A 23909-nucleotide genomic window follows, 5' to 3' on the forward strand; every position below is an offset into this window, starting at 1 on the left:
ACCACCACAACCCACAAAACCACACCCCACAACCCCCAAAAACCCCCTGACCAGCAGCTTCACAAAACCTGTCAAAGTATGCAACAAGAACGTGATCTATCACACTCAAAACACCACTGCCACCAAACAGGGGGGACACATGTCAACGCATGAAGAACCATACGAAAAAACCCTGGCCTCCGAACCGGAGACCAGGGTGAACCTGTGGAGCATAGGAGAATCGAACTCCTGACATCCTGCTTGCAAAGCAGGTGCTCTACCAACTGAGCTAATGCCCCTTTTGTTCCTGTGGGCCTAGCAAGAATCGAACTTGCGACCTCATCGTTATCAGCGATGCGCTCTAACCGACTGAGCTATAGGCCCTGGGAACGAGAAGTAAGATTACCTACCACTATAACCTTTGACAAATCGCCAGTACAAGCGGTGTTTTTATAGTTGTTATAGCGGTAGGTATCTCACGGCTATCGCGCCCTGTTGGACATCACCAGGGTGACGCCGCCGACCAGGTCCGCGATGGCGTTGTAGAGCAACGCCGTCAGCGGGGCCATCACCGCGACGAACACCACGCCGATGAGCCCGAAGAGGCCTGCCGCGGACATGACCAGGGTGGCGTCGATAACTTGGTCGCCGCCGACGCCACTGACCAGCGAGTTCAAGGAGTCAATGACCCCAGTCTGCGCGAGGCCGTAGTAGACGATGGCCGCGCCCAGCATCCACGCGACGAAGCCGACGAGGGCGAGGATCGTCGCCACCTTAAACACGGAGGCGACACCCACGCGCCGCACCACTATCTTGCGGGCGGCCATGGTTTACTCCCCATCCTTCGGCGACGCGGAGATGGACGAGGAGGTCTGCTCCTTGGCTTCCTCAATCGTCTTCTCGCCCTTGGCAACCGCGGTTGCCTCCTCTTCGCCCTGCTCCTCGACGTTCTTGTCGATGGCCAGCAGCTCAACGTCATCCGCGAGGTCGACGAGGCGGACGCCCATCGTGGCGCGGGAGGACGGACGGATCTGGTTGACCTCGGTGCGGATCACGCCGCCGGCGGAGGTGATGGCGAAGATCTGGTCTTCCTCATCGACCGCCAGGGCGCCGATCAGCTTGCCACGCTTCGGGGTGTACTTGAACGTCATCACGCCCATGCCGCCGCGGCCCTGGGTGTTGTACTCCTCAATCGCGGTGCGCTTGCCGTAGCCGCCAGCGGTAGCGACGAGCAGGAACTCGCCGTCCTGGACCACGGTCATTGCGAGCAGCTTGTCGTCGCCGCGGAAGCGCATGCCCTTCACGCCGGCGGTCGCGCGACCCATTGGGCGCAGCTGGTCGTCGTCAGCGGTGAAGCGGATGGCCTGTCCCTGCTCAGAGACGAGCAGCAGGTCGTCTTCCTCGCCTGCCAGCGCGGCGCCGATCAGGGCGTCGCCTTCGTTGAGGTTGATCGCGATGAGGCCCGCGGAACGCGCCGACTCGTAGTCGGTCAGGCGGGACTTCTTCACGCGGCCGTCGCGGGTGGCCAGGACCAGGTACGGGGCGTCCTCGTAGGACTGGATCTGGATGACCTGCGCGATGCGCTCCTCCGGCTGGAACTCCAGCAGGTTCGCCACGTGCTGGCCGCGAGCGGTGCGGCCCGCCTCCGGCAGCTCGTAAGCCTTGAGGCGGTACACGCGGCCGAAGTTGGTGAAGAACAGGATCCAGTCGTGGGTGGAGCAGATGAAGAAGTGCTTTACCACGTCGTCCTGCTTCAGTTCCGCCCCGCGGACACCCTTGCCGCCGCGCTTCTGCGACTTGTACGCATCCACCTTCGTGCGCTTCGCGTAGCCGGTAGAGGTGATGGTGACCACGACGTTCTCGCGCGCGATGAGGTCTTCCTCGGTCACATCGCCGGTTGCGGCCACGATCTGGGTGCGGCGCTCGTCGCCATACTTTTCGACGATCTCACGCAACTCGTTGCCAACGATCTCCCGCTGGCGCTCCGGGCGGGCCAAGATGTCCTTGTAATCGGCGATCTTGCGCTCGATCTCGGCCAAATCGTCGATGATCTTCTGGCGCTCCAGCGCTGCCAGGCGGCGCAGCTGCATTGCCAGGATTTCGTTGGCCTGGATCTCGTCGACGTCGAGAAGCTTGATCAGGCCCTGGCGGGCGTCGTCAACGGTCGGCGAGCGACGGATCAGGGCGATGACCTCGTCCAACGCATCGAGCGCCTTGACCAGGCCGCGCAGGATGTGGGCGCGCTTCTCGGCCTCATCCAGGCGGAACTTGGTGCGGCGAACGATGACGTCGATCTGGTGCTTGACGTAGTAGCGCAGCATCTGGTCGAGGCGCAGCGTGCGCGGCACGCCGTCGACGATGGAGAGCATGTTCGCGGAGAAGTTCGTCTCCAGCTGCGAGTGCTTGTACAGGTTATTGAGCACCACCCGAGGAACCGCGTCGCGCTTCAGCGTGACCACGATGCGCATGCCCACGCGGTCGGAGGACTCGTCCTCAATCTTGGAGATGCCCACCATCTTGCCCGCGGTAACCTGCTCCGCGATGTTGTGGATGAAGTTATCCGGGTTGACCTGGTACGGCAGCTCCGTAATCGTGATGACCTGGCGGTTGCCGATCTCCTCGATCTCGGTCACACCACGCATGCGGATCGAACCGCGGCCCGTGGTGTAGGCATCCTTGATGCCCTGATCGCCGACGATGAGGCCGGCCGTCGGAAAGTCCGGGCCCTTCACTCGCTCCATTACCGCGTCGAGCGCCGCCTGCTCATCCGCGTCATAGTTGTCGAGCATCCAGTAGATGGCCTCCGCCAGCTCGTTCAAGTTGTGCGGCGGGATGTTGGTGGCCATACCGACGGCGATACCGTTCGAGCCGTTCATCAGCAGGTTCGGCACACGCGATGGCAGCACGTCCGGCTCGCGGGTCTTGCCGTCGTAGTTCGGGGAGAACTCCACGGCGTCCTCGCGGATGTCGCGGACCATCTCCATCGCCAGCGGCGTCATCTTGCACTCGGTGTAACGCATGGCCGCTGGGCCGTCATTACCAGGGGAACCGAAGTTACCCTGGCCGTCCACCAGCGGGTAGCGCATCGCCCACGGCTGGGCCATGCGCACCAGCGTGTCATAAATCGCGCTGTCGCCGTGCGGGTGGAAGTTACCCATCGTGTCGGCGACAGGCTTGGCACTCTTCACGTACGAGCGCTCGGGGCGGTAGCCGTGGTCGTACATCGCGTAAATGATGCGGCGGTGCACCGGCTTCATGCCATCGCGGACATCCGGGAGCGCACGGCCGACGATCACGCTCATCGCGTAATCGATGTAGCTCGTCTGCATCTCCTCATTGATGTCAATGGGCTGGATGGCGTCGGAGCCGCCGCCACCTAGAGTGTCATCACTCATTGCTCACCTTTCGTCAAACATTGGTTCCTACCGATTCTAGCGCCTTGTGCACCGAATCACCCCTGCGCCGTGGTATCACTCTGATACCATCGCGGCATGGCCATGACGCTACGACTCAGCACAGACGAAGACACAGCACTCATCATGCTCGCCTCCGCATGGGGCTGCTCCAAGCAAGAGGCCGCCCGCCGCGCCATCGTCACCGCTGCCTCCCGCCTTCTTGACGACGCCACCATTACCAACCTCGCCCGCACCACCCTGCAGGAATACGCCCACACCGAACGCCGCATCCGGCAGGCCCGCGATGCGTAGCTTAAGCAGTGAGCAGCTGCTGGCCATCGCCGACGAATGCGCGCATATATATAAGGTGCGAATACGTTCCTTCGCCGCACTATGCGCCTGCGCCGCCGTCCCCGGCGCCCACCTCCACGGCGTGCCCGTCTACGACACCGCACACGCCGCCGCCCGCGGCCTCGCCGACACGATCCGGGCCCTGTGCCCCCTGACCGGAGCCAACGACGCCTTCGCTGACGTCGCCGGCACCACCTATTTGCGGTGGGTCGAGGAAGCGTAATCGCGTACTTTCTCCTACACTGGCAACTATTTACACGGACCATTAGAGAACACTTGGTGGAGGAACAATGAACGCTACAAAGTACACCGCTGTACTGGCAACCACCGCAGCGCTGATCGGCGCCGGCCTGGCCGCGCCGCAGCTGCGCGCGGAAGAGACGACTTCTGAGACGACCGCAGCGTCAGATTCGGCGTCGAACGCCCAGGATTCGCGCGAGTGGCGCGACGCCGAAATCACCGCCGGCGGCACCATCACCGTCGAGCCGAGCGTCCCACTCCCAGAGGGCGCCAAGGCAGTCGGCCCGACCAGCATCGACGGCTGGAAGCTGACCACCGACGAAAAGACGGGTGCCGTTACCATCGAGGCCGCACCGAAGCTGCGCCCCGGCCAGGGACTGCGCTACCGTGTCTTCGTCCTCTTTGCAGACAAATCCACGGCCACCTATGACACCGAGGTCACCGTCGTTCCTGGTGGCAACAACAACGCCAACACCTCCACCATCGAGTACAAGGACTCGCTGGTCCAGCCGAAGCAGAGCGTCACCGTCACGCCTACCGGCAAGTTCCCGCAGGGTACGAAGTTCTACCTCAACAGCGACAAAATTGAGAAGTGGGACGTGAGCGTCGAGGAGGCCACCGGCGCCGTCACCGTCAAACCAGGGGACATCGGCTACGGTTCCTGGCTCTCCATCCCAGTTCGCGCAGAGTTCCCCGACGGCTCCTCCGACGTCAAGCACGCCAAAGTATCCGTCGCCGACAAGCACGGCAACACCACCCCGTCATCCGACCGCCTCGCCGCGAAGCACACCCCGTCCTACCCAACGGAGCAGATCGCGGGCAACGAAACAGCCACCGTCAAGCAGACGGCTGAGCTGCCGGAAGGCACCACGTTCAAGATCGTCGGCGAGTCCAAGCTATGGGACCTGTCTATCGACGCCACCAACGGCACCATCACCGCGAAGCCAAAGGAGCCGCTCGCTGCCGGTGCAGTCGTGAATGTGCCTGTCATCGTCACCTACTCCGACGACTCCCAAGACTTCGTACAAGCCAAGGTCGAGGTGACCAAGGACCCCGTCTGGCAGTCCAGCAAGGCCAACGTCGATTATCCAGTGACCAATACGCCCGCTGATGAGACCGCCACCATCACTCCTGCACTCAAAGATGTGCCGGACGGCACCAAGTTCGCCATGAACGCAACGCCACCAACGGGATGGGAGATCAGCATTGAGCCATCGACCGGTGTGGTGACCGTCAAAACCCCAGAGGGCACCCGCGCAGGCACCCAGATCAACGTGCCTATCCGCGTCGAGTTCCCCGACGGTTCCCGCACCGTCACCAGCGCCGTCGTCCTCTTCGAGGCGCCAACCAATCCCGAGTCCGAAAAGTTCAAGGTGACCTACAAGGACGTGACCATCAAGGCCGGCGAGAACCACGTGTTCAAACCAGCTGAATCCCTGCCGACCGGTGCCATCGTCAACGGCCCGAAGAACCAGAGCGTCAACGGTGTGAAGGTCAATACCGACAAGGACGGCGCTGTCTCCGTTGAAGTACCAAGCCACGCCCGTGACTTCGACTTCACGGTTCCCCTCGAGATCTACTTCCGCGACGGCTCCAAGCAGGAGACGAAATTCCACGTCACCGTGAAGGCAAAGGAGACGACTACTCCGACGACCTCCACCAAGGAGTCCACGCCGACTTCGGAGGAGTCCGCGCCGCGGACAACCGACCCGGCGACTTCGGAAAAAACCACGGAACCGTCCACGCCACGGACAAGCGAAGAGGCTACGACGACGAAACCGACGACTTCGGACAAGACGACAGAGCCATCCACGTCTGAGGAGTCCACGCCGACTTCGGAGGAGTCCGCCCCGCGGACAACCGACCCGTCAACGACTACGCCGACGACTTCGGACAAGACGACAGAGCCGACCACGTCCGCGCCGCGGACAACCGAGAAGTCCACCACCCCGGAGACGACCACCCCGGCCACGTCGACTACCAAGGCAACGCCAACAACCAAGGCAACGACGACCACGAAGGAGTCCGCGCCGCGGACAAGCGAAGAGGCGTCGACAAGTGAGACGACTCCAACTACCTCGACGAAGCCTTCGAGGCCGCAGAATGAGACGACCAAGATTGAGTACGCGCGCACGCCGGTGCACGCGGGTGAGTCTGTGACGCTGAAGCCGAAGGGCGAATTCCCTACGGGGACGAAGTTCAACGGGCCGAGCGGGTCGCAGCAAGGATGGTCCGCCACCACGAACAGCCAGACTGGTGAGATTCGGATTACTGCACCAGCGAACGCGACGGTTGGTACCACTGTGAGCTTCCCTGTCACCGTGGTCTTCCCAGACAAGTCGAGGCAGATTCACGAAGTCACCGTCTACGTGGAGCGCACCACCACGGCGCCGTCCACCAGCGAGCAGCCGACCAGCGAGCAGCCGACGAGCACCACGACGCCAGCAAAGCCGAAGGAGTCCCAGGCGGACAAGTCGGACGTCGACTTTGAAAACCAGAAGGTGAACGCTGGCGGCACGATCGTGCAGCGCCCGAGCGGCGACGTTCCCGCAGGCACCAAGTTCACGGGCCCGAACGGTACGTACGACGGTTGGAAGTTCGCCACTGACCCGAGCACAGGTGAGGTCACCATCACTCCTCCGGCGGACGCGAAGCCTGGCGCTTCCATCGACTACACCGTCACCGCGACGTTCCCCGACTGGTCGACGAAGGACTACAAGCTGAAGGCCACGGTTGAGGGCGGAGTGGACGTCGATAAGGGTGGTGACACGGGCTCGAGCTCAGGCTCCAGCAGCTCCTCCTCGAACGAGGAGGGCTCGAGCACGGGTGCGACCATCGGCATCGTGGTTGGCGTGCTCGCGCTGCTCGGTCTGCTGGCCGGCGCGGCGAACTATGTGCTGCAGTACGTCGACATCAACGCGCTGCTTCGCTAACACCGTTCGCGCGGGGACGATATTCTAAGCACTATGAAGAAAATGAGTGCTCTCGTCCTCGCTGGCGGGCTTGCGGCGTCGCTGATCGTCGCGCCGCAAGCCACCACCGCTCCATCGGGGTCCTCCGGATCCTCCAAACCGACGCCGGTGATCACGCCGACCGTCACCCCACCAAAGCAGCCACCGCTCGGCAGCGCATACACGGGCTCGGCGCCGGTCTCGCTGACCATCGCTGCGCTGCTCACGCTGCTGGTTGGCCAAGTCATTGTCGACGCCGTCCCCCCACTGCGCGCAGCCGTCGACGACCTCGCGCGCCAGGCAGGACTCTCGGGCGTGATGGGATCCTCGCAGGGTAACCGCATTTTCGATTTCTCCAAGATCGACCTCAACGAGCTGCAGAAGATGCTGCCCAAGGTCTAAACCCCACCCCAAATATGTAACCGCTGTGACTCATGATAAGTTTGTTCCTGTTGTGGTTACAGTGTCCTGTGTGACTGCTGTGGCGGAAGAGCCGCAACGCTCAACGTAACAATGCGACCTGCCGGGGGGCAGGTCGCATTTGTCATACAATCAACGGCATGGAAACACCACAAGGACTCAACGCACTGCTGCACAATGGGCGCCGCCCAGGAATCGTCGACGCGCTCGCCGGAGTGGTCGACCAGACCGTCGCAGACCAAAGCGGACTCACCGGCATGGCGCTGCGCTCCGCAATCGCGGGCGTAAAGAAAGTCGACGCCCGGATCCTGCACAAAGGCATCAACACCGTACTCCCCCAGCTGCTCGAGCAGCTCAACCCCCGCTGGGAAGACTACAAAAACAGCGACCACGCCGCCTTTGGCGAATACCTCGCACAACACGAAGACGACGTGGTCACAGAACTCGTCTCACTCGGCGACAACCTCCGCGACTCCATGCCAGCCGGCGTACAGAAGATCTACGCCACCTTCCGCAGCAAGGCCGCCAAAATTGTGGGGCCTGCGCTGCCGCGGATCGGAGAGGTCGTCGAAAAGCAGATGGAAAGCTAGACGTCCAGGAAGCGGACGTCCTTCGCCTTGCGGGTGATGAAGGAACGGCGAGCCGCGACATCATCACCCATCAGGATGCTAAACAGCTCATCAGCGCGCTGGGCATCCTCCACATCAACGCGACGCAGAATACGGTGATCCCGGTCAAGCGTGGTCTCCCACAGCTCGCTCGGGTTCATCTCACCCAGACCCTTGTAACGCTGGATGCCGTCATCCGTGTTGATCTTACGGCCGGCCTCCAGGCCCTCCGCGAGCAACTGGTCACGCTCCGCGTCGGAGAAGGCGTAGCCAGGCTCGCCCTTCGCCCACTTCAGCTTGTACAGCGGCGGGTTCGCCAAGTAGACGTGGCCCTCCTCGATGAGCTCCGGCATGAAGCGGAACAGCAGGGTAAGCAGCAGCGTCGCGATGTGCTGGCCGTCGACGTCAGCATCCGCCATCAGCACAATCTTGTGGTAGCGCAGCTTCGAAATGTCGAACTCTTCGTGAATACCCGTACCCAGCGCGGTGATGATCGCCTGGACCTCCGCGTTCTTCAACACGCGGTCCATGCGGGCCTTCTCCACGTTCAGGATCTTGCCGCGCAGCGGGAGAATCGCCTGGTACATCGAGTCGCGGCCCTGCTTCGCCGAACCACCTGCTGAGTCGCCCTCAACAATGAACAGCTCGGACAGCTTCGGGTCCTTCGAACGGCAGTCCGCCAACTTACCCGGCAGGCCACCCAAGTCCGTCGCCGACTTACGACGCACCAAGTCACGCGCCTTGCGCGCCGCCTGACGCGCCTGCGACGACGACACAGCCTTCGAAATAATGGCCTTCGCCTCCGCCGGGTTGGCATCAAACCAATCCGACAGATTCTCGTTCACGGCGCGCTGCACGAAGCCCTTCACCTCGGTATTGCCGAGCTTCGTCTTCGTCTGGCCCTCAAACTGCGGGTCCGCCACGCGGACAGACACCACGGCCGCGAGTCCCTCACGGCAGTCATCACCAGTGAGGTTCGGCTCCTTGTCCTTCAGCAGCTTATGTTCACGCGCGTAGCGGTTCATCAGCGTGGTCAACGCCGCGCGGAAACCCTCCTCGTGCGTACCGCCCTCATGCGTATTAATGGTGTTCGCGAACGTGTGTACAGACTCCTTGAAGGAGCTGTTCCACTGCATCGCCACCTCAGCCTCAAGGCCGTCACCCTTCTGGTCAAAGCCCACGATCGTCGGGTGGATCGCCGTCTTCGACTTATTCAGGTAGTTGACGTAATCAATCAGGCCGTCCGGGTAGTGGTACGTGACCTTCTTCTCGCGCTTCTTCGGGGTTGCAGATGTGTCACCCTCGGTGGCGTCGTCAAACGAGTCCGAGCCAACCGCAGCGGCCGTCTCACCCTCCTCCGCGATCGCCTCGAGCTCAAGCTCCTCCTCGGAGACGCGCTCATCCTTCAACGTGATGGTCAGGCCCTTGTTCAGGAACGCCATCTCCTGCAGACGACGCGCGATCGTGTCCCACTTGAACTCCGTGGTCTCAAAAATCTCCGGGTCCGGCCAGAAACGAATCGCCGTACCCGTGCCGCGGGCATTGCCGCCCTCCTCCAGAGGCTCCGGCTGCGCGTTCACAAACCGCTGGTACCAGTGCTTGCCATCGCGCTTAATGTCCGCCTCAACACGCGTGGACAGCGCGTTCACCACGGAAATACCCACACCGTGCAGGCCACCCGACACCGCGTACGACTCCGAGTCGAACTTACCGCCCGCGTGCAGCTGCGTCATCACGACCTGCACCGTCGGCGCACCAGACGGGTGCATCTCCACCGGAATACCACGACCATTATCGACGACCTCTACGCCGCCATCCGCGAGCAGAGTCACATCGACGCGATCGGCATAGCCCGCCATCGCCTCATCGACCGAGTTATCCACGACCTCCCACACCAAGTGGTGCAGGCCACGCTCGCCGGTCGACCCAATGTACATACCTGGGCGCTTCCGGACGGCCTCAAGGCCCTCGAGGATAGTAATCGACGACGCGTCATAATGAGGTTGTTGATCAGCCACTGGAAAAGACGCTCCTCCTGAAAAATGTCATTAACCCGTCCTATCTTACACGTAAAACAGGACACCAAACCCCACGACTACCCGTACGTGTCCCTCGGACCCCGCCCCTTCACGTGCAGCGGACCATAGCGCCAACTCTTCACCCGCGGCCCATAAATGTGCAGCTTCCGGATCACATCCGGACCCACCTTCTCCGCGATCGCGCGCAGCACCGTCGACTGCATGTACTTCAGCTGCGTCGCCCACGCCGTCGTCGTGCAGGTGATGAAGACCTCGCCATCCTTAATCATCTCCACCTTCGTATGCTCCGCGATCGTGGCGCCGACCAGGCCCTCCCAGTTGCCCATCACCCAGCCGTACGCCATGTTCTCCGTCCAATCGCGCTTCCGGATCTCCTTACCCAGCAGCGACGAAAACGACTTCACCTTGTAACTCCGCGGCAACGCCCGGCCATCCTTGCCCGTCGGGCGGCCCCGCTCCAGCCACGGCCTGCGCTCCTCCTGCTCAAAGTGCAGCCCCGGCACCGTAATATCCTTCACCGGACGGCCCTTGCCCTGGCTGCGGCGCGGCACCACGCTCGTTCCCTGCTTCGACAAATCCGGCAACCTCCCGCCGCGCCGCTTCGCCGTGCGCCGCAACTGGTCAAAGGTAGTGCCCACCAAGTCACGCTCGCTCAATGTGCGACACCCCCTCCTCCATCCGCACGTGATACCGCGCCGTCACCGCCCCATCCAAGTTCCCCGGCAAGTCATCCCCGACCGCCGCCGTAATCAACACCTGCTCCGCCGACTCCGCCACGTGCACCAACCGCTCACGGCGCTTCGCGTCCAACTCCGCAAACACATCATCCAAAATCAGCACCGGATCCGTGCCCTCGCCAGCCAACAACCGGTACTCCGCCAAGTGCATACTCAGCGCAAACGACCACGTCTCCCCATGCGACGCATACCCCTTCGCCGGCTGCTGACCCAACATCAACACCAGGTCATCCCTATGCGGACCAACCAGCGTTGAGCGACGCTCAATCTCCTCTTTTCGACGCCTCCCCAACTCCGACAACATCGCCGCCTCCAACACCTGCGGATCCCGCGACGCCTCCCCCGTCAACTCCAACACCGCCCTATCCAACGTCGACGTATACTCCACCGACGCCGCACGCGACTCCGGCGCCACCGACGCATACGACTCCGTGATGGGCTCGGAGAGGGCGTCGACAAGCAAAAGCCTGCCCGCCAGCACCTGCGCACCATAGCGCGCCAACTGCGCATCCCACGCATCCAACGTGCTCAACGCACCCGCGCCCGCCGCATCCCCATAACCGCGGCGCAGCGCCATATTCTGCGAACGCAACAACGCATTACGCTGGCGCAACACCTTGTCATAATCCGCCTTCACCCCACCATGGCGTGGCGTACGCACCGCCGCCAACGCATCCAAAAACCGGCGACGATCCCCCGGCTCCCCATTCACCAAACGCAAATCCTCCGGCGAAAACATCACCGTCCGCAACACACCCAGCAACTCACGCGCCGACTTCAACCTCGTCCTATTAATCTGCGCCTGATTCGCCCCACTCGCCTTAATCAACAGATGCGTCGTCAGCGCGCGCCCCTCATTCACCGTCGTCGCCGACACGCGCGCATCACTCGCCCCCGAATGGATCAGCGGAGCGTCCGTCGCCACCCGGTGACTCCCGAGCATCGACGTATACCGCACCGCCTCCACAATGTTCGTCTTCCCGTGCCCATTGCGGCCCGAAAACACCGTGACGCCCGGCTCCAAATCCACATGCAACTCCCGCCACGAACGGAAATCACGCAGGTCAAGCTCCGAAACGTACATCGCGGCAAACTAGCCCGGCAGGCGAACCGGCATCAACAAATACGTGAAATTCGTCTCCGGCGTCGGGAACAACCCATCATCACCCTTCTCCGGCAACGACTCCGGCTCCGGAATCATAATCGCCGGACGCGACGACTCCGTAAACCCAAACACCGCACGATCCGTCCCAATCACCGACAAACCATCACGCAAATAACCAGCATTAAACGCAATCAGCAGCTCATCCTCCCCCACAAACTGCGCAGGAATCGACTCCGACGCCTCACCCGAATCAGCCCCCGACGCAAACAACGTCACCTGACCCTCCGAAAAATGCAACCTCAACTGCGCATTCCGATCCGCCACCAACGACACACGGCGAATCGCCTCCAACAACGGAGCCACCTCCACCGACGCCATCGACGTATGCGCCTTCGGCAACAACGGCTGCACATTCGGGAAATCCGCATCCAACATGCGCGTCGTCGTCTCACGATTGCCCGCATGCAAACCAAACAAGCCGTCCGCGCCCACATTATCGACGCCACCAACGGCAATCTGCACCGGCTCCTCCAACTGCGTATCCAACGTCCGCGCGTTATCCAACAACGTCTTCGCCGGCACCAACAGCTTCGCCTGCACCCCCTCACCAGCAGGCGACCACTCCAACGAACGCAACGCCAACCGGAAACGGTCCGTCGCCGTCAAGTGCAACGTCGAACCCTCCACCTCAATGTGGATACCGGTCAGCATCGGCAACGTGTCATCCTTACCCGCCGCGGCAGCCACCTGCATCACCGCACCACTCAGGTCCTCCGAACCGATCGTGCCCGTCACCTCAGGCAACTGCGGCAACTGCGGATAATCGTCCAACGGCATCAAAGGCAGCTCGAAGTGGGCGGAGCCGCCGTCGAGAAGCAACTTTGTGTCACTCGTAGAAACCTCAACCGGCTGATTCGGCATATTCGCAACAATGTCAGACAACAACTTGCCCGCCACCGCCACGCGACCAGGCGTATCCACCTCAGCCGCAATCCGCACCCGCGACGACACCTCATAATCGAAGCCCGCGAACTCCAAACCCTCATCCGACGCCGTAATCAACACCGCGCGAAGAATCGGCTGCGTGTTCTTCGTAGGCAACATCCGAGCAACCCACGCCACCGCGTCCGACAGGTCCTCCTTGTGCACGCGGAAGGAAACGTTGGAATTCAAGTTGTCTTGGATGTCCGCCATAGTGACACGGGCTCCTTGCAGTACGTAGAGATTCTTGTAATTACGTTCTCACTTTAGGCGGGGACGGGCTTTTTGTCATTCGAGTTTTCACACGCCTGGCTCATGGCTTTTTGGGGCGTTGGTCGTTTGTGCGCCGTTCTGCACAGCTCCCCTTTCTACTCTAGGAATTACAAGTAAAAACCTTGGGAACAACAATAAGTCCTGTGCAATCTGTGGAATTACATGAATTCGCCGTGGTCGGAGCGCGAAAACAGGGTGTGCAATTGCCTGTGGAAGAAATGTGGATAACTCTGAGCGCTTGTGGATAGATTTTCTGTCATTTGATCTGTGCACAACTCAGGAAGGGTTGTCCACTGGGGATTCACACGTTATCCACAAGGCCTGTGGTGTGTGATGTGGGTCTCTTTGTGGTGGGGGTCACTTAGGTGTTTTGCCCCTAAATGTGAATTACAGCGGTGTAATTACACAGGTGTGGATAAGTCTGTGGATGGATTTTTAGGGTGCGGGAGGTGGGAGTGCCAAATGTCGCAATCTGATATGGACTAGGTGTTCAAAGTGCCTGGCAGAAAAAGGGCTAGGCAAAAGTGGGTGCGTCTTTTGGCACTGAGAGACCAGGTGGGGCACCAAATTCCGGGATTTGGGGAGTCGGGCTTGTGTTTCCCCAGGTCGCTGGGGGTGCGTGAGGGAATTTGGTGCGGGCGACGCCGAGAGCGACGAAAGTTAGCGCAGGGTGCGGGCGCGGGCCTTGATGATTTGGGTCAGTTCCTGGATTTCGTCGTAGGTGCCGCGGTTCTCCGTCATCTCCTTGCGGATCTTGCGGTCCGCGTACATCACGGTGGTGTGGTCCTTGCCGCCGAACTCGTCGCCGATCTTGGGGAGGGAGAGTTCGGTGAGTTCGCGGCACAGGTACATCGCGATCTGGCGGGCGTGCGCCACCTGGCGGGTTTTACCTGCGCCGATGAGCTGGTCCATCGTGACGTTGAAGTATTCGGCGGCGTACTCCTTGATGGTGGAGGCGTTGATGTTGATGTCGCCTTCGTCGGGGAGGATGTCGCGAAGGGCGACTTGGGCGACGTCGAGGGTGATGGGCTCGTCGATAAGGGAAGAGTAGGCCGAGACCCTGATGAGGGCGCCCTCGAGCTCGCGGATCGACGACTCGAATTGTGAGGCGATGAGCTCGAGCACCTGGTGGTCGACCTGCGTGCCGTCGGCGGCCGCCTTCTTCATCAAGATGGCGATGCGGGTCTCCAGGTCTGGTGGCTGGACGTCGGTGATGAGGCCGCCTTCGAAGCGGGTGCGGAGGCGGTCCTCGAGGGTGGTGAGCTGCTTCGGCGGGCGGTCAGACGACAGGATGATCTGCTTATTCGCCTGGTGCAGCGCGTTGAAGGTGTGGAAGAACTCCTCCTGGGTACCTTCCTTGCCCTCGAGGAACTGGATGTCGTCGACCATCAGGATGTCGAGGTTGCGGTAGCGGCGCTTGAAGCTTTCTTGGCGGTCGTCGCGTACGGAGTTGATGTAGTCGTTCGTGAACTCCTCGGAGGAGACGTACTTGATGCGGAGGTTCGGCTGCAGGACCTGCGCGTAGTTGCCGGCGGCGTGCAGCAGGTGCGTCTTGCCGAGGCCCGAGCCACCCCAGATGAACAGGGGGTTGTAGGCGCGGGCCGGGTTCTCGGCGACGGCGACGGCGGCGCCGTTGGCGAAGCGGTTCGAGGAGCCGATGACGAAGTTCTCAAAGGTGTACTTCGGGTTCAGGCTGGTCTCGCGCTCAGGGTCGTGGGCAGGCTTTTCGCGGGGGATTCGCTTAGGGACGGTCGGGTGCGCCGGCGCCTGGTGTTGTTGCTGTTGGCGGGCGTGCATCTCGGCGAGTTCATCGAGGCCCATTGGGATTTGCTCGCCGGGGGTCATGTGGGCCGGGTCGACGGCCTCGGGGGCAGGCGGAGCTGAAGGCGCTGCCGGGGCTTCTGGCGCCTGGATCGAGACGGCGAGCGTGCAGTGTTTGCCCAGGTGGGACGCCAGCAGCGCAGTGATGTGCGGTGCCAGGGACTGCTCCACGACCGTTTTTGCGGCGGCGTGGGGGGCGGAGAGGATGGCGTAGCCGTCGACAAGCATGACGGGGCGGACGAGCTGGAGGTAGGCGCGCTCTTGTGGGGTGAGCGACGGGACCTGCGAGCTGGGCTGCGCCGACAGCGCCAGCAGGTCAGCGACGATGGTGCGCCATAGCGTTTCGATGTCTTGCTCTGCCAACGTCCCGCTTTCCTCCTAATCCGACATGTCATTTAGTGACGTTCGTCACAACTGTGGAATTTCACGTACATTCCACCGCTGTTTCACAGATTTTGTAATTCCAAAACCTGCGTCTCACCAGTATCTTCCACAGACTTGTCCACACCTGTGGATAACTTCGGTGAGTAAGTTGTTCACAGCCTTCCCCCTCCCCTGTGGATAACTTTTCACGGAACTTTTACCGGCTGTGACCTGCTGTAATTACAAATTACGCCGCAAAGTCTCAACCTGTTGTTCACAGTTATCCACAGCGATGTGGAGAAAGAACGTGTGTAATTGTGGTGCTTTATCATTGTTACCCGGTGTGAGCTTGCAATGTCTAACAGCCCGCATGCCACAACCCTGTGGATAACTCGTTTCACGGATGTGATTCACAGGAAATCTCGAACATTGCGTACGCGTGTTGGGAAGTAATCGCGCGTCAGGCCGGTGATAGCGCGGCCCCCGGTGTTCGAAAATATGCAACCACCTGCGCGAAAGTACACCCTTGTAATTACGGGGGTAAACGAATGGACCTGCGCCCCACCCGGCTCAAAAGACAGTGTGTCGATTTGAACAACCAGCGGTTTTTCGCGTAGTCTGGCGTAGTCTGTCACACTACGGGCGCGAAGCAACATGCCCACGGTGTGCTTGAGAGCACCATCTACGCAGTGCACCGGGCCGCCCACCCAGGGCGAGTCAGCGAAGGTGATGCATGCAGGTCAACGCGCACAACGCGCCGCGGCCGGGCAATCTCAACCTGAACATTGCAATTCCGGGACGGCTACTACCCCGGGAGGGAATGCGTCGCGCACCGCGGCGGGTTCCCGCTGGCCGTCGTGACCTCTTATAAGGAGTCCACCGTGTCTAAGCGGACTTACCAGCCAAACAACCGCCGTCGTTCACGCAAGCACGGCTTCCGTGCCCGCATGCGCACCCGCGCCGGCCGCGCAATCGTTTCCGCGCGCCGCAAGAAGGGCCGCGCAAGCCTGACGGCATAAACGCCCGAAGCGCAGCGACATCGTGTTACCCCGCCCGCACAAACTCTCCTCCTCTGCCGACTTCCGGCAGACCATGAGGAAAGGAGTGCGCGCGGGGTCTCGCACTTTAATCGTCCACGTCCGCTCGCGGGCCGAGGACACCATCGCGCTGCACGGCGGGCCGCGCTTCGGACTGATCGTGTCCAAGCAGGTCGGCAACGCGGTGACCAGGCACGCGGTGTCTCGGAAACTGCGGCATGTGCTGCGAGGGGGCGTCGATAAGCTGGAGCTGCACCACGGCGTCGTGGTGAGAGCCCTGCCCGCCTCAGCCACCGCCACGAGCGCGCAACTCGCGCACGACTACGACGCCGCGCTGCGCAAAGCCCTGGACAAATGGCGTACTACAACTTCCTAGGCCAACGCATCCCCGCACCACCAACCGCGGCCGCGCGGGCACTCGTGAAGGCCGTACGCTGCTACCAAAAGTACCTCTCACCCCTTAAGATGGGTGCGACGTGTCGTTTCATGCCAGTGTGCAGCGCCTACGCACTCGAAGCGGTCGCGCGACACGGTGCCATCAAAGGCACCCTGCTCAGCGTGGCCCGCGTCTGCAAATGTGGGCCCTGGCACCCCGGCGGGTTCGACCCAGTACCCGGCAGCGGTACGGACGCGTCCACAGGAACGACCACCAAGTAACCAACGAGGAGTAACACCCCAAAGTGCTGAATTTCATCTACTGGCCGATTTCTTGGGTGCTGTGGTTCTGGCACAAAGTATTCGGCTTCATCCTCTCGCCAGACTCGGCGTTGTCATGGATCCTGTCCATCGTCTTCCTCACCTTCACCCTGCGAACCCTGCTGGTCAAGCCCATGGTCAACCAAATGCGGTCCATGCGCAAGATGCAGGAAATGCAGCCGAAGATGCAGGAAATCCGCCAAAAGTACAAGAACGACCAGCAGAAAATGGCGGAAGAGACGCAGAAGCTGTACAAGGAGATGGGCACCAACCCGCTCGCCTCGTGCATCGTCCCGCTGGCACAGATGCCCGTGTTCATCGGCCTGTTCCACGTGCTGCGCTCCTTCAACCGCACCGGCACCGGCCCCAACCAGCTGGGCCTCAGCGTTGAAGAGAACCGCAACCTGGCCAACTACGCGTTCTCCCCAGAAGACGTCCGCTCCTTCCTGGACGCCGACTTCTTCGGTGTGCCGCTCTCCGCGTACATGTCCATGCCAGAAGACGCCTTCGCGGCGTTCACCGGCCTGGACTTCACCCGCGCCAACATCATCATGGTGTGCCTGCCGCTCGTGCTGATCTCCGCGACGTTCACCCACCTCAACGCCCGGATGTCCATGAACCGTCAGGCCGCACGCCGCGCCGCCGGCAAGGTCAACTCCCCGTCCGGTGACAACGCCGCCATGATGGAACAGCAGATGCAGATGATGAACAAGATGATGCTCTGGGTCTTCCCGGTCATGATCATCGCGTCCGGCTTCCTGTGGCACATCGGCCTGCTGTTCTACATGCTGGCCAACAACGTGTGGACCTTCTTCCAGACCCGCATCGTCTTTGCCAAGATGGACGCCGAGGAAGAGGCCGAGGAACGCGCCAAGGCGGAAGCCAAGCGCGCCTCCGCTCCCGTTGTCGGTGCCCGCAAGGTGGACAAGCGCAGCAAGAAGCAGCGCAAGCAGCAAGGCAAGTAACCGGTAGCCCCCAGCCCCCAGCAAGTGTTTGCTGGGGGCGTTACTTTTACTAGAGTCGATGCCAGACTAAAAATTCAAAGGAGTACACAGCCGTGTCAGAACAGCCCACAGCAGCCGCCACCATCTTTGGCGATCGCCTGCCGCTCGCCGAGGCCTACCACGAATCGCTCGCCACAACCGCCGCCGAGCGCGGCTTCATCGGCCCCAAAGAAGTCAGCCGCCTGTGGGAACGGCACATCCTCAACTGTGCGGTGGTCTCCGAAGCACTTGACGACGCCACCACCGTCGCCGACATCGGCTCCGGCGCAGGGCTGCCCGGCATCCCACTGGCCATCGCCCGCCCCGACGTCTCCTTTACCCTCATCGAGCCGCTGCTGAAGCGCTCCACGTACCTCGCCGAGGTCAAAAACGAGTTGGGACTGGACAACGTTACCGTCGTCCGCGGCCGCGCCGAGGAACAGCCCGGCGGGCAGTTCGACGTGGTCACCTCTCGCGCCGTCGCACCCCTGGGCAAGCTCGCCGGCTGGAGCCTTCCACTGGTGCGCCGCGGGGGCTCGATGTTGGCGCTGAAAGGCGCTAGTGTTGCAGAAGAACTAGAACGCGACGCGCGGGCGATTGCGAAAGCCGGGGGGATCACGCCGAACATTTTCCAGGTTGGCGCCGACGTCCTCGACCAGCCGACCACCCTCATCCGAATCGTGCGGAAATAGCGGAAAGGAACACCACCAGCATGGACAACGCCACGCTGCAACGCCCCGCGCACACCCGCGTGTTCACCGTTGCGAACCAGAAGGGCGGCGTCGGCAAGACGACGACATCGGTGAATATGGCGTCGGCACTGAGCCGCCAAGGCATGCGCGTCCTCGTCATCGACCTGGACCCGCAGGGCAACGCCTCCACCGCGCTCGGTGCCGAGCACACCTCCGGCACCACCTCCAGCTACGAAGTCCTCATCGGCGAAGCAACGCCCGAGGAAGCACTGCAGGCGCACGCCAACAACGAGAACCTCTACTGCATCCCCGCCACCATCGACCTCGCCGGCGCCGAAATCGAGCTGGTGTCCATGGTGCGCCGCGAATACCGGCTGCACGACGCCATCCGGCGCGGCTTCCTCGAGGAGCACAACTTCGACTACGTCTTCATCGACTGCCCACCATCGCTCGGGCTGCTCACCATCAACGCCATGACCGCCGTCGACGAAGTCATGATCCCCATCCAGTGCGAGTACTACGCGCTTGAGGGCGTCGGCCAGCTGCTCGGCAACATCGGCATGATCCGCGAGCACCTCAACCACAACCTGCACATCTCCGCGATCGTGCTCACCATGTACGACGCCCGCACGCGCCTCGCGGCGGACGTCGCCGGCGAAGTGCGCAACCAGTTCGGCGAAGTGGTGCTGCGCAACGTCATCCCGCGCTCCGTGAAGGTCTCCGAGGCGCCCGGCTACGGCCAAACCGTCATCGACTACGACCCACTCTCCAGCGGAGCGCTGGCCTACTACGACGCCGCCCGCGAACTGGCAACACGCGGCGACTACCAACCACACGCCACCACGGGGCCCATTGGAGTCAGCCCCCAGGTGGCCCAACAACTTGACGAGGGCGAGGAATAACCATGGCACAAGAGCGTAAAGGCGGCCTCGGCCGCGGACTAGCAGCACTCATCCCGCAGGCACCAGCCGCGACCGACAAAACCGGCAAGACCGGCGGCATCGGCGGCAAAGCCTCCGACGTGATCTTCGGCGCAGCCGGCGCCGCCGGGGCTTCGGGAGCTTCAGGGGCTTCCGGTGGCGGCGACAAGCTTCCGCCCCGCGGAAAGCGCCCCAAGGTCGCGGGCGCGCCCACCGTCGGCGCCACGCCAGAGAACGTCATCCAGCCGGTGCCGGTCGGCGCGCGCTACCAAGAAATCGCGGTCGGGCAAATCATCCCGAACCCGAAGCAGCCACGCCAGGTCTTCGACGAAGACGACCTCAACGAGCTGGTCCACTCCATCCGCGAGTTCGGCCTGCTGCAACCCATCGTCGTCCGCGACACGCCCGAGGGTTTCGAACTCATCATGGGCGAGCGCCGCTGGCGCGCCGCCTCCAAAGCCGGCCTGAAGCACATCCCGGCCATCGTCCGCGAAACGTCCGACCAGGACATGCTTCGCGACGCCCTCCTGGAAAACATCCACCGCGTCCAACTCAACCCACTCGAAGAAGCCGCCGCCTACCAGCAGCTCCTCGAAGAGTTCGGCGTCACCCAGGAGCAACTCGCCGACAAACTCGGCCGCTCCCGCCCGGTGATCACCAACGCGATCCGCCTCCTGCGCCTCCCGGTGCCGGTGCAGCGCCGCGTCGCCGCCGGCGTACTCTCCGCGGGCCACGCCCGTGCGCTGCTCGGCCTCAAGCTCGGCAGCGACGCCCTGACCTCCAACGGCCAGACCCTGCTCGCCGAACGCATCGTCTCCGAGGGCTTAAGCGTCCGCGCCACCGAAGAAGCCGTCACGCTCATGAATAACGAAGGCGGCGTCCCACAGAAGAAACGCCGCGAACCCGTCCCCCAGCCCGAATACCTCACCCGGGCCGCCGACCAACTCGCCGACGAATGGGACACCAAAGTCTCCGTCACCATGGGCAAACGGAAAGGTAAAATCGTCGTCGAATTCGGCGACCGTCAGGACTTCGAACGCATCATGGGCCTCATCCAGGGCACCGACTGATTACAGGTGCTCCTGGCGGAGCAAATCCTGGAAAGAGTAGGTGCCTGTCGGCTGGTCATCAGAATCCAGCAAGTACAGGCGCTTCACCGCCACCACAATCGCCTCCGCGATCGCGTCACGCTGCTGCGGATCCGTCACCACCTCAACATCGTGCGGATTCGTGACATAGCCAGCCACGATCTCCACCGACGGCATCCGCGTCATCCGCAGCATCTCCCACGTCCGGGCATGATTCCAGCAGTTACGTAGCGACGTCCTCGCCGCAATCTCACGCTGAATATAGCCCGACAGCGTCTCCCCCGTCATCGACGACGTCCCGTTCTCCGAACCGAAGTAGAACGTCGCCACACCATTCGCCTTCTCATTGGCATAACGGTCCAACTGCAGGGAAATCACCAAGTCGGCGTCGAAGCCGTTCGCCAGATCAGCGCGCTCCTTACACGACGGATTATCACCACGCGGACGCGAAATAATCGTCTCCACACCAGCCGCAATCATGCGGCCCTCCACGCGCTGCGCCAAATCCCACAGGATCTCCTCCTCCGTGATCTGGCCAAAGGGGCCGTCGACAAGCGCGCCCTTATCTGCACCACCAAGATGCGGATCAATCACCACGCGCTTGCCCGCCAACTGCGGGCCAGCCGCGCGCACATGCTCACGCTCGCGAATCGCGTGCGCCGAACCGCCCGTAATCCGGCGGCCCAACAGACTCAACGCGTGCAACGTATCCGGGCCACACACCCCATCGTCTTCCAAGCCCGAATTCAGCTGGTAATTCATCACGGCCTCGTGCGTGCGCGGACCGAACCGCCCATCCACACGATCCGAATAAAAGCCCAGCTCATGCAGCTGCGTCTGCAACTGCCCCACGTCGTCGCCCACCAACTCCTGATTCGGCTGGTACTGCAACACACGCGCCCCCAACGTATACGACGCCTCACGCAGCTCACGCAACGTCAAGTCATCGATAGCGCCAGTCGGCATAATTCCCCGCGACTGCTGAAATGCTCTCACGGACTCCGCCAAAGGGGCGTCGAAAAGCATCTCGTCGGGAGTGAACTGCCGCGAGTTGAAGTCCTCGATATCCCCATCGAAGTCCTCCAACATGCCCAAACGCGCAAGCGTCGCACGCGCCTCGGCCACGCGAGCACTCGAATCACCTACGCGGAGAATGTCACCCACTGGGCACCTTTCTACAAAACCAACAATGCAGTCCATCCTACGACGGACAGCCTACAGATTCGACTCAACCTTCTGGACGATCTGCGCCTTCGGGAGCGCCCCCACAAACTCATCCACCTTCTGGCCATCCTTGAAGATCAACACAGTCGGAATCGACATGACCTGGAACATCATCCCCAGCTCACGCTCCTCATCCACATTCACCTTCGCGACCTTCACCTTGCCATCCAGCTCAGACGCAATCTCATCCAACGTCGGCGACAACTTCCGGCACGGAGCACACCACTCAGCCCAAAAATCCACCAACACCGGCGTCGAAGCCTCAACGACCTCAGCCTTAAACGTATTCTTCGTCACATCAACAGGTGCACTCATCGTTCCTCCTTGAACACAGTTCATTCTATTCTAAAGCGCCGCAAGGAAATGCTGCGCATCCAACGCCGCCCGGCACCCCGAACCAGCCGCCGTAATCGCCTGACGATAGTGGTTATCCACCAAATCGCCACACGCAAACACGCCCGGCACGTTCGTGCGGGTCGAAGGAGCGTCGACAAGGACGTACCCGCCCTCGTCCGTGGCCACCTGGCCCTCCAGGAACGCCGAACGCGGATCATGCCCGATCGCCACGAACAACGCCGTCGCGTCCAGCACCGACTCCTCGCCCGACTGCACGTTGCGCACCTTCAGGCCGCCAACCTTGCCATCCTTTTCGACGACCTCTTCGACCACCGAATGCGTAATAAACTCAATCTTCTCATTTGCCCGGGCGCGCTCCAACATAATCTGCGACGCGCGGAAGTTCTCCGAACGGTGAATAATGGAGACCTTCGACCCAAACTTGGTCAAAAACGTCGCTTCCTCCATCGCCGAATCCCCACCACCGACAACGGCAATGTGCTGATCCTTGAAGAAGAAGCCGTCACAGGTCGCGCACGTGGACACACCGCGACCCGTCAGCTCAGCCTCACCCGGAATGCCCAGGTGACGCGGTGCCGCACCAGTAGCGAGAATGGCCGCGCGGGCCTGGTAGACGTCATCCCCCACGAACACCTTCTTCACGTCACCGCTGAGATCAACCTTGTCCACCAGCTCCGACTCCAGGCGCGCGCCGAACTTCTCCGCCTGATCGCGCATCTGCATCATCAGATCCGGGCCCATCACTCCATCTTTGAAGCCAGGGAAGTTCTCGACCTCAGTGGTGTTCATCAGCTCGCCGCCGTACTCGTAACCCTCAAACACCAACGGGTTCAGCTCCGCACGCGCCGCGTACAGCGCTGCCGTGTACCCCGCCGGGCCCGAGCCGACAATAATCACGTCATGAATTTGTTCTGTTTGTTCGCTGGCCTCGTTGGTCATGGAAACTCCTCGTAGATTTGCTCTGTCAGGGGTGTAAACGTAGCCAGTCTACTGTTTGTTCCAGACGTGTGCTTTTGGCCTAGCAGGCGCCTTCCATGTGCTCGAGCATCATGGCGCGTGCCCGGGCGCGGCGGGACTTCATGGTGCCGGGCTGGACGCCGCAGGTGTCGGCGGCGGACTGGAGGGACATGCCCATGATATCGATGAGGAAGACAGCCTTCCGGTGCGCCTCCGGTACGACGCGCAGCGCGTCCTTGACGGCGATGAGGCGGTCGAGGTGAGCGGTCGGGTCGTGGGCCAGGCGGGGATCCTTGTCCTGGGAGAGCTCATCGTTGTCGTCGAGGGACACGGTGTACTCGGCCTTGCGTCGGCGCTGGTGGTCCAAGCTTGCGTTGGCGACTAGCCGGTACAGCCAGGTAGACACCTTCGACTCGAAGCGGAAGCCATACAGGTGGCGGGACGCCTTGAGCAGGGCGTCCTGGACGATGTCTTCGGCGTCGCACTCATTGCGTGAGTAGCGAAGGGCGACGCCGAGCATGTTGCGTTCGTGGCGCCGGACGATGAGGTTGAAGGCGTGGATGTCGCCTGCGATGTATTCGTGGACGAGTTGGTGGTCCGTTTTTCTGCGCATGATGCACCCTCCCATTGCTGATGCATCCAGTGTGATGCATCAGCGCCGGAAGAGGAAGCGTTTCTTGTCCACCATGGTG

The 23909-nt window shown here is 61.9% G+C and carries 23 protein-coding genes and 2 tRNA genes; 12 read left to right on the forward strand and 13 right to left on the reverse strand.

The window, feature by feature from the left end:
* Window positions 1-205 precede the first annotated feature (205 nt).
* From BJP05_RS10660 to gyrA, 4 genes are all read right to left on the reverse strand, one after another.
* Window positions 206-278: transfer RNA gene (locus BJP05_RS10660), tRNA-Ala, on the reverse strand.
* Between the two features lie 11 nt (window positions 279-289).
* Window positions 290-363: transfer RNA gene (locus tag BJP05_RS10665), tRNA-Ile, on the reverse strand.
* Window positions 364-461: 98 nt separating this feature from the next.
* Window positions 462-806 carry a DUF3566 domain-containing protein gene (locus BJP05_RS10670; protein WP_070363368.1) on the reverse strand — a complete coding sequence of 115 codons (345 nt, stop codon included), beginning with the start codon at window positions 804-806 and terminating at the stop codon, window positions 462-464.
* Window positions 807-809: 3 nt separating this feature from the next.
* Window positions 810-3374 (reverse strand): DNA gyrase subunit A, encoded by a 2565-nt coding sequence (gene gyrA, locus BJP05_RS10675; protein ID WP_070363369.1) that lies wholly within the window; start codon window positions 3372-3374, stop codon window positions 810-812.
* Window positions 3375-3470: 96 nt separating this feature from the next.
* Between gyrA and BJP05_RS10680 the strand changes: the two genes are divergently transcribed.
* The 5 genes from BJP05_RS10680 (at window position 3471) to BJP05_RS10700 (ending at window position 7926) form a co-directional block, all read left to right on the forward strand.
* Window positions 3471-3686: a CopG family transcriptional regulator gene (locus tag BJP05_RS10680; RefSeq protein WP_070363370.1), complete on the forward strand. Its 216-nt coding sequence runs from the start codon at window positions 3471-3473 to the stop codon at window positions 3684-3686.
* A complete protein-coding gene (locus BJP05_RS10685; protein ID WP_070363371.1) occupies window positions 3679-3948 on the forward strand; it encodes a TetR family transcriptional regulator in 270 nt (89 codons plus the stop codon). Before BJP05_RS10680 ends, BJP05_RS10685 begins: the two co-directional genes overlap by 8 nt.
* A gap of 67 nt (window positions 3949-4015) precedes the next feature.
* Window positions 4016-6898 carry a Rib/alpha-like domain-containing protein gene (locus BJP05_RS10690; protein ID WP_070363372.1) on the forward strand — a complete coding sequence of 961 codons (2883 nt, stop codon included), beginning with the start codon at window positions 4016-4018 and terminating at the stop codon, window positions 6896-6898.
* Between the two features lie 33 nt (window positions 6899-6931).
* The gene (locus BJP05_RS10695) at window positions 6932-7318 is read left to right on the forward strand and encodes a hypothetical protein (RefSeq protein WP_070975459.1); all 387 of its coding nucleotides are present in this window, start codon (window positions 6932-6934) and stop codon (window positions 7316-7318) included.
* A gap of 158 nt (window positions 7319-7476) precedes the next feature.
* Window positions 7477-7926 carry a hypothetical protein gene (locus BJP05_RS10700; RefSeq protein WP_070363374.1) on the forward strand — a complete coding sequence of 150 codons (450 nt, stop codon included), beginning with the start codon at window positions 7477-7479 and terminating at the stop codon, window positions 7924-7926.
* Here the strand turns inward: BJP05_RS10700 and gyrB are convergent.
* The 5 genes from gyrB to dnaA all read right to left on the reverse strand — a co-directional run bounded on the left by gyrB (window position 7923) and on the right by dnaA (window position 15263).
* Window positions 7923-9962, reverse strand: coding sequence for a DNA topoisomerase (ATP-hydrolyzing) subunit B (gyrB, locus tag BJP05_RS10705; RefSeq protein ID WP_070363375.1), 2040 nt, complete (start codon window positions 9960-9962; stop codon window positions 7923-7925). The two genes, BJP05_RS10700 and gyrB, sit on opposite strands and share 4 nt — an antisense overlap.
* Window positions 9963-10039: 77 nt before the next feature.
* Window positions 10040-10639 (reverse strand): DciA family protein, encoded by a 600-nt coding sequence (locus BJP05_RS10710; protein WP_070363376.1) that lies wholly within the window; start codon window positions 10637-10639, stop codon window positions 10040-10042.
* Window positions 10626-11804, reverse strand: a complete 1179-nt coding sequence (gene recF / locus BJP05_RS10715; protein WP_070363377.1) for a DNA replication/repair protein RecF — start codon at window positions 11802-11804, stop codon at window positions 10626-10628. Before recF ends, BJP05_RS10710 begins: the two co-directional genes overlap by 14 nt.
* Window positions 11805-11813: 9 nt before the next feature.
* Complete coding sequence (dnaN, locus tag BJP05_RS10720) at window positions 11814-13019, reverse strand: DNA polymerase III subunit beta (protein ID WP_177224269.1); 1206 nt, start codon at window positions 13017-13019, stop codon at window positions 11814-11816.
* Window positions 13020-13739: 720 nt separating this feature from the next.
* Window positions 13740-15263, reverse strand: coding sequence for a chromosomal replication initiator protein DnaA (gene dnaA / locus BJP05_RS10725; protein ID WP_070363378.1), 1524 nt, complete (start codon window positions 15261-15263; stop codon window positions 13740-13742).
* Between the two features lie 881 nt (window positions 15264-16144).
* Here dnaA and rpmH point away from each other — a divergent pair.
* From rpmH to BJP05_RS10755, 7 genes are all read left to right on the forward strand, one after another.
* On the forward strand, window positions 16145-16282 hold the full coding sequence (gene rpmH / locus BJP05_RS10730; RefSeq protein WP_070363641.1) for a 50S ribosomal protein L34: 138 nt from the start codon (window positions 16145-16147) through the stop codon (window positions 16280-16282).
* A gap of 22 nt (window positions 16283-16304) precedes the next feature.
* Complete coding sequence (rnpA, locus tag BJP05_RS10735; protein ID WP_070363379.1) at window positions 16305-16676, forward strand: ribonuclease P protein component; 372 nt, start codon at window positions 16305-16307, stop codon at window positions 16674-16676.
* A complete protein-coding gene (gene yidD, locus BJP05_RS11045) occupies window positions 16655-16957 on the forward strand; it encodes a membrane protein insertion efficiency factor YidD (protein ID WP_071573183.1) in 303 nt (100 codons plus the stop codon). Before rnpA ends, yidD begins: the two co-directional genes overlap by 22 nt.
* 23 nt (window positions 16958-16980) lie before the next feature.
* On the forward strand, window positions 16981-17961 hold the full coding sequence (yidC, locus tag BJP05_RS10740; RefSeq protein ID WP_070363380.1) for a membrane protein insertase YidC: 981 nt from the start codon (window positions 16981-16983) through the stop codon (window positions 17959-17961).
* A gap of 92 nt (window positions 17962-18053) precedes the next feature.
* Window positions 18054-18671 (forward strand): 16S rRNA (guanine(527)-N(7))-methyltransferase RsmG, encoded by a 618-nt coding sequence (rsmG, locus tag BJP05_RS10745; protein WP_070363381.1) that lies wholly within the window; start codon window positions 18054-18056, stop codon window positions 18669-18671.
* A gap of 20 nt (window positions 18672-18691) precedes the next feature.
* Window positions 18692-19573, forward strand: coding sequence for a ParA family protein (locus tag BJP05_RS10750; RefSeq protein WP_070363382.1), 882 nt, complete (start codon window positions 18692-18694; stop codon window positions 19571-19573).
* A 2-nt stretch (window positions 19574-19575) separates the two neighbouring features.
* Entirely contained in the window at window positions 19576-20661 is a 1086-nt protein-coding gene (locus tag BJP05_RS10755; RefSeq protein WP_070363383.1) for a ParB/RepB/Spo0J family partition protein, read from the forward strand.
* On the opposite strand, the gene BJP05_RS10760 is transcribed toward BJP05_RS10755, so the two are convergent.
* The 4 genes from BJP05_RS10760 to BJP05_RS10775 all read right to left on the reverse strand — a co-directional run bounded on the left by BJP05_RS10760 (window position 20662) and on the right by BJP05_RS10775 (window position 23830).
* Window positions 20662-21843 (reverse strand): N-acetylmuramoyl-L-alanine amidase, encoded by a 1182-nt coding sequence (locus tag BJP05_RS10760; protein WP_305763941.1) that lies wholly within the window; start codon window positions 21841-21843, stop codon window positions 20662-20664.
* A 51-nt stretch (window positions 21844-21894) separates the two neighbouring features.
* The gene (gene trxA / locus BJP05_RS10765; RefSeq protein ID WP_070363385.1) at window positions 21895-22218 is read right to left on the reverse strand and encodes a thioredoxin; all 324 of its coding nucleotides are present in this window, start codon (window positions 22216-22218) and stop codon (window positions 21895-21897) included.
* Between the two features lie 30 nt (window positions 22219-22248).
* Complete coding sequence (trxB, locus tag BJP05_RS10770; protein ID WP_070363386.1) at window positions 22249-23199, reverse strand: thioredoxin-disulfide reductase; 951 nt, start codon at window positions 23197-23199, stop codon at window positions 22249-22251.
* Window positions 23200-23278: 79 nt separating this feature from the next.
* Complete coding sequence (locus BJP05_RS10775; RefSeq protein ID WP_070363387.1) at window positions 23279-23830, reverse strand: sigma-70 family RNA polymerase sigma factor; 552 nt, start codon at window positions 23828-23830, stop codon at window positions 23279-23281.
* Between the last annotated feature and the right edge of the window lie 79 nt (window positions 23831-23909).

This window comes from Corynebacterium sp. NML98-0116 (assembly GCF_001767255.1).
GTDB lineage: Bacteria > Actinomycetota > Actinomycetes > Mycobacteriales > Mycobacteriaceae > Corynebacterium > Corynebacterium pseudogenitalium.

What these genes read in the sequence shown, in the direction of transcription:
- trxB (WP_070363386.1), bottom strand. Translation starts at nt 23,199, where the DNA reads ATGACCAACGAGGCCAGCGAACAAACAGAACAAATTCATGACGTGATT.
- BJP05_RS10775 (WP_070363387.1), bottom strand. Translation starts at nt 23,830, where the DNA reads ATGCGCAGAAAAACGGACCACCAACTCGTCCACGAATACATCGCAGGC.
- BJP05_RS10690 (WP_070363372.1), top strand. Translation starts at nt 4,016, where the DNA reads ATGAACGCTACAAAGTACACCGCTGTACTGGCAACCACCGCAGCGCTG.
- BJP05_RS10755 (WP_070363383.1), top strand. Translation starts at nt 19,576, where the DNA reads ATGGCACAAGAGCGTAAAGGCGGCCTCGGCCGCGGACTAGCAGCACTC.
- yidD (WP_071573183.1), top strand. Translation starts at nt 16,655, where the DNA reads ATGGCGTACTACAACTTCCTAGGCCAACGCATCCCCGCACCACCAACC.
- gyrA (WP_070363369.1), bottom strand. Translation starts at nt 3,374, where the DNA reads ATGAGTGATGACACTCTAGGTGGCGGCGGCTCCGACGCCATCCAGCCC.
- BJP05_RS10695 (WP_070975459.1), top strand. Translation starts at nt 6,932, where the DNA reads ATGAAGAAAATGAGTGCTCTCGTCCTCGCTGGCGGGCTTGCGGCGTCG.
- BJP05_RS10670 (WP_070363368.1), bottom strand. Translation starts at nt 806, where the DNA reads ATGGCCGCCCGCAAGATAGTGGTGCGGCGCGTGGGTGTCGCCTCCGTG.
- dnaN (WP_177224269.1), bottom strand. Translation starts at nt 13,019, where the DNA reads ATGGCGGACATCCAAGACAACTTGAATTCCAACGTTTCCTTCCGCGTG.
- BJP05_RS10750 (WP_070363382.1), top strand. Translation starts at nt 18,692, where the DNA reads ATGGACAACGCCACGCTGCAACGCCCCGCGCACACCCGCGTGTTCACC.
- BJP05_RS10700 (WP_070363374.1), top strand. Translation starts at nt 7,477, where the DNA reads ATGGAAACACCACAAGGACTCAACGCACTGCTGCACAATGGGCGCCGC.
- trxA (WP_070363385.1), bottom strand. Translation starts at nt 22,218, where the DNA reads ATGAGTGCACCTGTTGATGTGACGAAGAATACGTTTAAGGCTGAGGTC.
- BJP05_RS10680 (WP_070363370.1), top strand. Translation starts at nt 3,471, where the DNA reads ATGGCCATGACGCTACGACTCAGCACAGACGAAGACACAGCACTCATC.
- recF (WP_070363377.1), bottom strand. Translation starts at nt 11,804, where the DNA reads ATGTACGTTTCGGAGCTTGACCTGCGTGATTTCCGTTCGTGGCGGGAG.
- BJP05_RS10685 (WP_070363371.1), top strand. Translation starts at nt 3,679, where the DNA reads ATGCGTAGCTTAAGCAGTGAGCAGCTGCTGGCCATCGCCGACGAATGC.